The organism is Vibrio rubrogenes, assembly GCF_059641415.1.
This window is the reverse complement of record NZ_JCARSY010000008.1, coordinates 88,666-99,910: the sequence shown is the minus strand read 5'-3', so window position 1 is coordinate 99,910 and position 11,245 is coordinate 88,666. Positions and strand designations below refer to the sequence as shown.

The window sequence follows — 11,245 nt, the reverse complement described above, 5'->3', positions numbered from 1 at the left end:
AATGAAGGAAGCAGTATGGTTTGATAAGTGAAATGAAATTTACATTGTAAAATGTGACGCTGTAACACTTTTATGAAATGTTGTTTTTAAGGCTAGAACTAAAACAATTTTTTGATGTGAATTTTCATTTTTTCATTAAATCGTATCTTAGTAGACACTTAACTGTGATATTCATCTAAAATTGATTGTACACCTTTTTATTGTCAATAAATAAATTTGCTGTACAATAGCAACATGTCACTCATTATGGATATTGGCAATGAAGAGAGAACAAACCATAGATAATCTCTACCAACTCGCTGAACAAACCAAACAAGTTCAGGCTGATCGGATTGAAATCGTCCTTGAGGAACGTAAAGACGAGCACTTTCCCCCAATGTCTAAGGCATTGATGGAAACGCGTTCCGGTCTCACACGACGCAAGCTGGATGAAGCTATTGCAAAGATGGAAGCTGAGGGACATCAGTTTACCAAAAATAATGCCAATCATTATTCTATCTCTCTTGCTGAAGCACATATGCTGATGGATGCGGCCGGCGTATCGACTTTCCATCAACGCAAAAAGAACAATGATAATAAGCCTTGGATTATTAATGTTCAGAATCAAAAAGGTGGTACGGGAAAATCGATGACCGCGGTTCATCTGTCGGCCTGCCTGGCTTTAAATCTGGATAAAAGATACCGTATTTGCTTAATCGATTTAGATCCTCAAGGCTCTCTACGTCTATTCCTGAATCCTCAGATAAGTACAGAAGAGAATGAAAGTATTTTCTCTGCGGTGGATATCATGTTAGACAATGTGCCGGATGGCACGGTTGTAGACCGCTCTTTCTTGAATAAGAATGTGTTGATGTCCACCCAGTACCCGAACTTGAAAACCATTTCTGCTTTTCCTGAAGATGCGATGTTTAATGCTGAAGCATGGCAATATTTATCACAAAACCAGTCATTGGATATTGTGCGTCTATTAAAAGAAAAGTTGATTGATAAAATTGCTGATGATTTTGATATTATTGTCATCGATACGGGGCCACACGTTGATCCTTTGGTCTGGAATGCGATGTATGCTTCTAATGCGCTTTTGATACCATGCGCAGCGAAACGTCTGGATTGGGCATCAACCGTTAATTTCTTCCAGCATCTACCAACGGTCTATGAGATGTTTCCGGAAGATTGGAAGGGACTTGAATTTGTTCGTTTGGTACCGACGATGTTCGAGGATGATAATAAAAAGCAAGTTTCTGTTTTGACGGAGATGAATTATCTGCTCGGAGAGCAGGTTATGATGGCAACGATACCACGTAGTCGGGCATTTGAAACCTGCGCTGATACTTATAGTACGGTGTTTGATCTAACTTCCGGTGATTTTGAAGGTGGGAAGAAAACACTGGCGACAGCGCAAGATGCTGTACAAAAAAGTGCATTAGAGCTTGAGAGGGTTCTACATACACATTGGCCGTCGTTGAATCAGGGGTAAGAGAATATGGCAATGAAAACATCAGAATTAAACGCAAAACTGTTTGGTAAAGCAGATAAGCGGCGGGCAACGACCCCACAAGAGGCGCAAAATGCTGCAAAAGAAAAAGCACATGTCATTGAATTGGCTGTGGCTGGCAAAGACTTAGTCACCTTTGAATTACAGCGTATACCAGCAGTGAGTATTGCGGCCCAGACGACCGTTTTTGAACGGAATGCCCGTGAACAGTCGTTTCTGAATGAACATGCATTGTCTGATATTCTGAGTACGTTGCAAGACCGAGGGCAACAATACCCGGCTGTTGGACGACGTTCAGCAGACGGTATGATTGAAGTGCTCGATGGTAGTCGACGTCGGATGGCTTGTATTCTGGCGAATCAGGACTTTCTCGTTTATGTTGCTGACGGAATCAATGAAGAGCATGCCAAATTCTTGTCTGACGTAGCGAATGCGCACAAACCATTATCTCTTTACGAAAAAGGGAAAGAGATGCAGGCGAAGCTGGATAGTGGTGAGGCTGAAGATCAAAAAGCCTTAGCGAAAATGTTCCAATGCAGTGAAGCTCTCGTCAGTGGCGCACTGAAGGCTGCGGCTTTACCTCTTGAGTTACTTCAGGCTTATCCCAATGTTGTTGAGCTTGGCCGCCCGACAATCGTAAAACTTCATAAGCAATATAGTGTTCTGGATGAGGAGCAGCAGGAGCAACTCTTAGATAAATGTCGTGCCGATGGTGAATTTGTCTGGCAAAAAAGTGATGCTCAAGGTGTAGCTCGATTGACAAAAGAAGTGACGGAAACACTGGAACAGTGGATGGCTTCACTTGCACCGAAGCAGAAAGCGGCTTCTCATAAAATTGAATTGGTCAAAGGACGTGCTAGTTACACTCGTAAAGGCAGTCAGTTAGTACTGAATCTGAAGCGGGTTGATGATCAGCTTATGGATGAATTGTTTGAATTTATTCAGAGTAAAATGAATTAACGTCTCGATTGATTCTTAAAATAAGCAAGCTCGGTGAGTTCACCGGGCTTTTTTTATCCTCGCTTCTCTATGAGAAACATTTCCCTTTCCTCAGATGATTTGTATGATGTGATACCTATATTCCTGTTTTGACGGTTTTGCAATGATGTCTGCTTTTTCTGAGGTTATTTCCCCATTACAGTCCTATCTGGAACAATCGTTCTACCGTGCCGGTATTGTACTGAGAGGCACGCCCGAATGGACTGAAGCTCGACTATTGCAAGTGAAAGGCTATTTTGTCGGTCGGCATATTCAGCTCGGCGGTCATCCCAGAGAAGGATATGAATGGTTTGATATTAAGTCTGGTCGTCGTTTGCTGGGGCAGGAATGTCGGCTGTTACTGGTTGATTTATCGGTTGGGTTTGATGCTGACAGTTTTAATGCTGCGCTGGGAGCGCTGCAAGGCGGTGGGCTGTTGGTGTTTGTCGATGCCCCTATGGTGGCTGAAAATTTAAATCCAGCCCAGCAATGGTTACAGCGGGCACTGGATCAACTGATATTAGTGGATGAATTACAGCCGTCTGTCAAAGTTGATTTTCCTCCGATACCATTGCTGCGAGTTGATCAGTTTGAACAACAGAAAAAAGCGATTGAGTCAATTATTCATGTCGTCAAAGGGCATCGTAAACGTCCCTTGGTATTGACTGCAGATCGTGGTCGGGGGAAAAGCAGTGCCCTAGGTATCGCTGCATCCGTTTTAATGAAGCAGCGTTCATCAATTCAGATCATTGTTACGGCCCCAGCCTTTACAGCAGTTGACCCGATTTTCAGTCATCTTCAGCGAATGCTTCCAAAAGGGCAAATACAGGGGAAGACCTTCATTTATCAGCAAGCCAAGCTCCAATTCATCGCACCGGATGAACTGGTTCATACACGTCCGGGCTGTGATCTGCTGTTGATTGATGAAGCCTCTGCGATACCGATATCGATGCTCACCGCTTTAACCAATCACTATCATCGTTTAGTTTTTTCGACCACCATTCATGGCTACGAAGGATGCGGCAGAGGATTTACGCTCAAATTTTTACCGTGGTTAAAGCACAATAGACCCGGTTTAACACATCAAACATTATCAACTCCGATTCGCTGGGCTGAAGGTGACCCACTTGAGCGCTGGCAATATCAGACATTTTTACTTGATGCCGAGTTGCCCACCGTAGAGGATGTACAAGATGGCCCGGTTCAGTATCGTCATCTAACGCGTGAAGTGTTGCTGAACGATCCTGAGTTATTCGCAAATATCTTTTCTTTGCTAACCAATGCCCATTATCAGACGACACCGAACGATTTAATGGGTATTCTTTTTGATTCGAATATTACGGTCTTTATTGCGCAGAGAGCACATCATCTGGTGGGATGTATTCTTGCGATACAGGAAGGGCCGTTATCACCAGCCGCAGTTACAAGAATTCAATACGGTCAGCATCGCCCTAAAGGGCATCTTGTGCTCACATCTTTGGTGAATCAACTCGGATTATCTGATGCGGCTGGTTTGTCTTGTTGTCGAGTGATGCGTATTGCGATCCATCCTGCTTGGCAAGGGCGAGGATATGGCTCCGCTCTACTTTCCGAATTGACTCGTCAATGTCTGACTGACTATATCGCCACCAGCTTTGGTGCAACTTCTGCGCTACTTCAGTTTTGGGGGAAAAATGGTTTTCATCCAGTGAAAATTGGTTCGCGTAGGGATCAGGCGAGTGGTTGTTATTCCATTGTGATGGTTTACCGTAATTCGTATTCGTGGTTTGAGGCTGCGAGAAAACAGTTTTCATACTACTTCCCACATGCTTTGAAAACAGAGCTCACTCGGCTAGAACCCGACGTTGTTCGGCAACTACTAAAGATGAGTGTCAATTTACCGATAATAGATGTACCAGTCACATTGATTCAAAATTATGCTCAGGGGGGGGCTAATTATGAGAGTGCCGCTGTATGGATATCTCTCTATATTTCGACTCTTCCATATGAGCATATTGACATGATTGACGACTTATTGATTGAAAAAATTTTACAGAATCATGCGTGGTCAACGATTGTTTCTCATTCTTCTGTGACTGGCAGAAAACAAATTGAACGTAAAATCCGAGACAATCTTTCATCTATCATCGCGAGTTTACAGTGTAAATTTGAGTCGTAATCAGTAAATCGAATTTGCCTATTTACACTGTAAATCTGCTAAGTTGGTGACCCAGTACTGAATTTTTAATGACGCTTATTTAGTTGCGTCATGAGATGAGTAAAATGTAAGCAAATAGAATGGATTGCGATATGTACGATAAGGGCGAATAGATGTGGAAAAGAATCTTATCTATTACAGAAGATAAAAAATCAGTCATCGCGAATCTGAAACCGATAGAAACGCTGAGTAAGAAGTTATCGAAAAGCGGAATCATGGAAGCTTTAACAAATTTGGGTGCCTCTGAGTTCTATTTGGATCAGGATGTATTGGAACGTTTTATCAATGATGCCAACGAAGGCAAAGGAGAGGCTTATAAGGATTGTGTCATTGCAAAGCGGCTTCACGCGCAAGTGACGGTTGAGTTAGCTGAACAAGATATGCTTGCGCGTATGGTGGTTACGGGCGCGTATGGTGGTCGGGGGTTACTCGGCAGTGATTTAGTTCATGCTCTTGCTCAGTCAAGAGTTACCAAAGGTATCAATAAGGCTGCCCTGAAAAAAGTTTTAATCGTGAGCAGAACTCTCTCTCCCGGAGAGGTGTTCGTTCAACCCATCGCTCAAGGAAAGAATCCTGTTAACGGTGTCGATACGAAATTTATTCCTTTAGTGGATGATGTGAACAAACGTGTATTGGCGCCACAGCAGAGAGAAAACTCGTCAAAACTCGATATGAGAAATTTGGGAGAGACCATCACGGTTGGGGAAGGAGATGAAGTGATGCGTCGAATTCCCGCCACAAAAGGGACGCCCGGCTATACGGTTCAAGGGACGATTATTCCCGCAAAACCGGGAAATGACTCGCCAATGAAAGAAGGTAAAGGAACCACTCTTTCTGCAAAAGACCCCAATATTTTAGTTGCAACTATCTCCGGAATGCCGTTGATCAAGGAACGAAGTATCGATGTTGATAATGCATTATGTATGCAAAATATCAATGTGGGCACCGGTCATGTGAAATTTAAAGGCGCCTTGATTGTCGCCGGTAATATTGAATCCGGAATGATTGTACGTGCGACGGGTTCTATCACTGTCGGTGGATTTATTGAATCGGCAGATGTTCAGGCTCAGGGCGATATTCAAGTCGGGAAAGGAATCATTGGTCATACGACAGCCGATAACGAAAAACGGACTTGTACGGTGAAATCTGGTGCGTCGATTAAAGCCAATTATGCGCAATATTCTGAACTTCAGGCTCATGATGATATTCATCTGACCGTACATAGTATTAGTAATAATATTCGTTGTGGGCAGGATCTGTATGTCATCGATGAAAAAGAGAAACAAGGCACGTTAAGTGGCGGTATGGCGAAAGTTGGCGGTAAACTCATCTGTGTTAACCTGGGGGTTGAAGGCGATACGGCAACGCGTGTTGAAGCGTTTGGCTGCTATGCGAGTTACAGAGAGCGTTTGGAGCAGTATAAAGAACAGTACAAACAGACGCAGGCCAAAACGATGGAGATCGTCCGTCGGGAATTAGAATTCAATAAGAAACCCAAAGAAGAACGTTCAGAAAAAGAGCGTGAAGAGATTGATCGTCTAAAACAGGAAACGAGCGAGCAGATGGTTAAAGAAAAAGAGATGCTCGCAGTGCTGGAAGATGAATTTGAAGACATGTTGAGAGAAAATACTATTGAAGTCAAAAGTAAAGTGTTCAGTCATGTGATTATTCAATTCGGTGATGAACGTATAGTGATCAAGCGATCTCATGGCCCGAGTATCTTTAACTTTACCCAGTATGAAATCAAATGCCGCTCTTTGTTAGATGAAAATGATGTTGTTTCTGAAATTTGAATTCATATTGCAGCAACATCATTTTCTTTTCTGCTGATGGGGACGTTAAACAGCCCGGACGTTTCCCTGACGCAGATTGTTTAGCACTTCTTCTTTGGCACCATCAGCAATCACATACCCTTTTTCCATCACGATAATACGATCGACAATATCCAGCATTGATGTTTTATGCGTGATGAGTATCAGTGTTTCGTTTGGCGCTAACTGCTTAAATTGATGCTTCACATGCATTTCTGAACGGTTATCCATGGCACTAGTTGGTTCATCCATTAAGAGTACGGGAGGACGACCTAATAACGCGCGAGCAATTGCAACCGCCTGCTTTTGACCACCGGAAAGTAATTGTCCGCCTTCCCCGACCTGACGTTCCATTCCGGCAGCGTCCTGTTGAGTAAACATCGTCACGCCGGCACGATTTGCTGCATCGAGAACATCCCGGTCATCAACCAATGGTCTTCCGAGTGTAATGTTTTCTCGAATCGTCCCGAAAAATAGCAAGCTATCTTGCGGAACGCAGCCAATATTTCGACGAATATCAATGTGGTGTAGTTGGGAAATATTGGTGTCATCAATACGGATATGCCCTTCTGTGGGCTTATATAATCCCATGATTAAGCGCTCTAATGTGGTCTTTCCTGACCCCACTCTGCCGATAATCGCGACTTTTTCTCCGGGATTGATGGTGATACTGACATCCCGAATCGATGCTGAAGCGGAGCCCGGATAGTGAAACGTCACGTTGTCTAACTCTATTTTGCCTTTAAAGATTGGTCGGTGAATATAGCGTTTGCCTTCCTCTTGTTCCTCTGGCATCGACATAATGTCTTCGATCAATGTGAAAGCTGATCTTGCCTGAGTATACCGGGTCGAGAGTAAAGAGAGCTGAATCATCGGTGCGATTGCTCTGCTGCTGAGCATTGTGGCTGCAATCATGCCCCCCATGGTTAAGTCACCTTCAGAAATCAAATAAACACCGACAATAATCATCCCGATGTTACTGACTTGCTGGACAAAGCCCGCGGCGTTTTGAACACCATTGGTTATTTTTCTGCTTTTAATATTCCAATTCGCCATGTGTGCAACCGCTTCTTCCCAGCGATATTGGAACTGGCTTTGTGCACCGAATAATTTGACGGTTTCTAAACCGGAAAGACTTTCAATCAAGTTAGCATATTTCTGAGAAGCAAGTCTGGAACCTTCTTCGATTGCGACTTTGAGTCTGGCCTGAATCAGATAAGAGTAACATGCCAATATTATCACACCGATAATCGGAACGATGACCAGCGGTCCTGACATTAACCAAATAAGAAATAAGAATAAGAACGCAAAAGGTAAATCAATCAGTGATGAAATTGTGGCAGACGTGAAAAACTCTCGGATAGACTCGAACTCTTGTAGGTGTCTGGTAAATGCTCCGACAGAAGGGGGGCGATTTTCCATGCGGATGCCCAGAACCTTACTGTAGAGTTTTGAAGAGATCAGAATATCTGATTTTTTCCCCGCGACATCAATGAAATAGCTTCTGAGCATTTTTAAAGTGATATCAAACAGAAAAATACAGATGATTCCGCTGGAAAGCACCCAGAGTGTTTCAAATGCAAGGTTCGGCACAACTTTGTCATACACTAACCGGGAAAACATCGGTGCGGCAATGGCAAATGCATTGATCAGCAGCGACGCAATCAGCACATCCCGATAAATATTTTTTGATTGCCAGATGGTACTCCAGAACCAGTGCCCTTGATTTGTTTTTAAGACTTCCGGAGACCTTTCATCATAGCTGAACTGCTTTTTAACCATAAAATAGCGGCCGATATAGCGTTCTCCCAGCTCCTGAAGAGAATAGGAAATCGGCACCATACCGGATGCTTCAGTGATGACTTCAGCTTCTTGTTGCTCTTCACTAATATTGAGTAATACACATGACTCGCCACCTTTGAGTAAGAGCACGACAGGAAATATCAGCTGAGGAATCTCGGTCAATTTGGCGCGGTTTTCCTTGGCAACCAATCCCGCCCTTTCTGCTGCCCGGGGGAACAAAAATGGGGTTAGTCTCCCATCTGATAATGGTAATCCATTAATCAGTGCTTCCGGAGAATTGGCTAAGCCATAATACCGACTGATATAAATCAGCGAATTGAGTAATGTATCTTGCATTCAAGCTGACCTTTTCTATTCTTCCATCACTTATCAACAATAAAGCCTTGGAATACATCAATAAAGTGTTCAGCCAGAAAGTCTAGCTGCTCTTGTGTTTCTATCCTTGACGCCACAGTTGTAATGTCCAGGTTATGTGCGGCTCTTGAAATTGACGCCAGTGTATATGTCTGCTTCTCATCTTTCAGATTATGCGTGAATAAATAGTCCAGTTTCACATAATGCGGTCTGAATTCGTTGAGATAATCCAGTGTCTGGAAATGACGGCCATAGTTATCAACCCCAAAGTCCGCACCGGCATCCCGAATGGCATGGCAGAATAGTGCTGTATAGCTGGGGATTTCGATAAAACAGGCTTCCGGAATTTCAAAATGAAATCGTTGTGCGACCGACGGATTTTGCGTGAGTAACTGAGATACCCAGCGAATGAAACTCGGATCCGAAATACTGTTGTTAGATATGTTAATCGCCAGAATCTCGTTGCCGCTTTCGTCCTGAGCTAATTTGTCGAACATCTGCTGAATCACATACTCATCGAAAATGTGGCTGACGTTAAGCTGTTCCAGTGCAAACAGATATTGCGTGGCACTATATCGCTGACCATCTTTTTCGATTGAGGAGAACACCTCTTTATGTAATTCCTTACCATCCTTGTCACATGCAGACTGAAACCGAAAATGAACCAAATCATCTTTCATGGCTTTATCAACCAGTGCTTTCCACTGCTGTTTACCCATGACTAATCGATTTTCGTTACTGTTGATATAGCTGTATGGTTTTGTCCGATTTGCTTTGGCAGATGCTAACGCATTATCCAGCAGCGACAGAATATTGGAGGTTGTAGTTTTCGATTTATTCAGCACGATCCCCAGATAAGCTTCCGGTGATACAAACCCCGTAGGATCTGGTGTCATATCGGAGACGCAGTTCATAATATCTTCGGCAATTGACTGAATCTCATCGTCCTCAGCATGCGGGAAAAGAAAAGCGAATTCACTACTCGATAAGCGCGCAATAATCGTCCCCGGAGCGTTAACTGACAGTTTGAAATGTTCTGCCAGTGTTTTTACTTGAGCATCTCCGCTCTCATAACCTTGAACATCATAGCTCTCTTCGATGAAAGCAGCCTGAAGCATCGCAACGGCACCGTATCCGCCTTCACTTAACCAGCTTTCCAACTGATTCATATAGTAAGAACGATTGCCCAGTTTTGAGACTGTATCAAGATAAGCCCGATCTCGAAGTTGTTGTGCTTCTCTTGCCTGAGCCATAAAGGATTTTTCAACCTGAGAGGACATTCGGTTGATCCCATCAACGACATGGACGAGATCTTTCGTCATCGGAGGCGGTAACGGCTTACCAAACTGGCTGCGCGCGACCTGCTCCATTTTTATCACAATTGCGTGAAGTGGCCGTAGAGAGTGTTTGATAATCAGCGCAATTGCGATTAGTCCGAATAGGAAAACACAGCCGAAAACAATGCTCAGGCGAATGAGGGCGTCCCATAGCTGTCGGTATGCTTCACCCGGATGGCTGACAATTTCTACTTCGGCTAGCTGCATCCAGCCACTGGTTACCACGCGACTTTCATTGATTGGTTTGAACAGATCAAGGTGAGTGAACCACGCAGGTACACCGTTTGGTGTAATTGGATATGTTCGTACAATGGCTGGTCGATCATCAAAAAAGGTTAATTTGACCAGCGAATAAGTGCTGCCATCAAATAGCGCATTGATAACCGACTCGGCTGCAACCGTGTCTTTATCTTCCAAATATGGCGCCAGTGCCAGCCCTACAGTATTGATGGTGTTGCTGACTTCTGAGCGTTGCTGTTGTTCAAGGTTGCTGCGTGTTGTATTAAATTCAATAATAAATACAGAACTAATCAGCAAAATAAACAGCGCAATCATTCCCATAACGATTTGCTTGTAAAGAGTCATATTTCCCTACCCATCGTAACTAACTATCGGTTTATTCAAAATGAGTTCCCGTTCCCGATGCCTTAAGTCGTTCCACAGACTCAGGCGAGATGAGTCGCCCGCCAGTTGACCATTTTTCGATTTCATCAGCCATAGATTCCGACCATTGAAGCTGTAGATCGGCAATAGATCTGTTCTGCTCCTTGCCGGCTTGATTTGCGGTATCAGATTATCGAGGATAAGAGGCTCTGCATCTGGTGTATTGTAATAAGCCAGTACCATGTGAAACTGGTTTAGTTTAATCGCTTTGACATAGACTAATCTTAGCTTGCGATCTGGTATGCCGATTTCTCTGAGAGAGAAATATTTGGCAATTGTAAAATCTTCGCAATCACCGGCATTGGCTCCCAGAAATTCCAGCGGGGTTGCCCAGTAATCTTGCTTGCCCCATAAGTTGAGATCGCTGACGAAGTGGAGTTGATTGAAAAAGGCATTCACTTTTTCCAGTTTTTCTTGTGTTGAAAGCGGTTTATATTCAGCTAAAGCATTCCGCCAAGCTGCTACTCGTTTACCAGCCCGCTCACCGTAAACATTTGTCACGGCATTGATCCACTTCTGTTCCGTGGTATCAAGGGCCTGTAATGACGATACCATCAGTAGTAATAGCATAAAGATGACTGTCAGCCAGCGTTTCATAATGCCTCTA

General features: G+C 43.7%; 7 protein-coding genes. 4 read left to right on the top strand and 3 right to left on the bottom strand.

The window, feature by feature from the left end; all coding sequences use genetic code 11:
• The first annotated feature begins 259 nt into the window (after nt 1-259).
• The 4 genes from AC55NX_RS08185 (at nt 260) to AC55NX_RS08170 (ending at nt 6,463) form a co-directional block, all read left to right on the top strand.
• A complete protein-coding gene (locus AC55NX_RS08185; protein WP_496995274.1) occupies nt 260-1,477 on the top strand; it encodes an AAA family ATPase in 1,218 nt (405 codons plus the stop codon).
• A 6-nt stretch (nt 1,478-1,483) separates the two neighbouring features.
• A complete protein-coding gene (locus AC55NX_RS08180; protein WP_496995273.1) occupies nt 1,484-2,455 on the top strand; it encodes a ParB/RepB/Spo0J family partition protein in 972 nt (323 codons plus the stop codon).
• Nucleotides 2,456-2,597: 142 nt separating this feature from the next.
• Nucleotides 2,598-4,631, top strand: a complete 2,034-nt coding sequence (locus AC55NX_RS08175) for a GNAT family N-acetyltransferase (RefSeq protein ID WP_496995272.1) — start codon at nt 2,598-2,600, stop codon at nt 4,629-4,631.
• A gap of 152 nt (nt 4,632-4,783) precedes the next feature.
• Nucleotides 4,784-6,463, top strand: coding sequence for a flagellar assembly protein A (locus tag AC55NX_RS08170; RefSeq protein WP_496995271.1), 1,680 nt, complete (start codon nt 4,784-4,786; stop codon nt 6,461-6,463).
• A 45-nt stretch (nt 6,464-6,508) separates the two neighbouring features.
• On the opposite strand, the gene AC55NX_RS08165 is transcribed toward AC55NX_RS08170, so the two are convergent.
• From AC55NX_RS08165 to AC55NX_RS08155, 3 genes are read right to left on the bottom strand one after another with little or no spacing between them, the layout of a single operon-like run.
• A complete protein-coding gene (locus AC55NX_RS08165; protein ID WP_496995270.1) occupies nt 6,509-8,620 on the bottom strand; it encodes a type I secretion system permease/ATPase in 2,112 nt (703 codons plus the stop codon).
• 26 nt (nt 8,621-8,646) lie between these two features.
• Nucleotides 8,647-10,560 carry a bifunctional diguanylate cyclase/phosphodiesterase gene (locus AC55NX_RS08160; protein ID WP_496995269.1) on the bottom strand — a complete coding sequence of 638 codons (1,914 nt, stop codon included), beginning with the start codon at nt 10,558-10,560 and terminating at the stop codon, nt 8,647-8,649.
• A 6-nt stretch (nt 10,561-10,566) separates the two neighbouring features.
• Nucleotides 10,567-11,235 (bottom strand): transglutaminase-like cysteine peptidase, encoded by a 669-nt coding sequence (locus AC55NX_RS08155; RefSeq protein WP_496995268.1) that lies wholly within the window; start codon nt 11,233-11,235, stop codon nt 10,567-10,569.
• Nucleotides 11,236-11,245 lie beyond the last annotated feature (10 nt).

Coding starts and splice junctions, on each gene's coding strand:
- AC55NX_RS08185 (WP_496995274.1), top strand. CDS start 260: ATGAAGAGAGAACAAACCATAGATAATCTCTACCAACTCGCTGAACAA.
- AC55NX_RS08180 (WP_496995273.1), top strand. CDS start 1,484: ATGGCAATGAAAACATCAGAATTAAACGCAAAACTGTTTGGTAAAGCA.
- AC55NX_RS08175 (WP_496995272.1), top strand. CDS start 2,598: ATGATGTCTGCTTTTTCTGAGGTTATTTCCCCATTACAGTCCTATCTG.
- AC55NX_RS08170 (WP_496995271.1), top strand. CDS start 4,784: ATGTGGAAAAGAATCTTATCTATTACAGAAGATAAAAAATCAGTCATC.
- AC55NX_RS08165 (WP_496995270.1), bottom strand. CDS start 8,620: ATGCAAGATACATTACTCAATTCGCTGATTTATATCAGTCGGTATTAT.
- AC55NX_RS08160 (WP_496995269.1), bottom strand. CDS start 10,560: ATGACTCTTTACAAGCAAATCGTTATGGGAATGATTGCGCTGTTTATT.
- AC55NX_RS08155 (WP_496995268.1), bottom strand. CDS start 11,235: ATGAAACGCTGGCTGACAGTCATCTTTATGCTATTACTACTGATGGTA.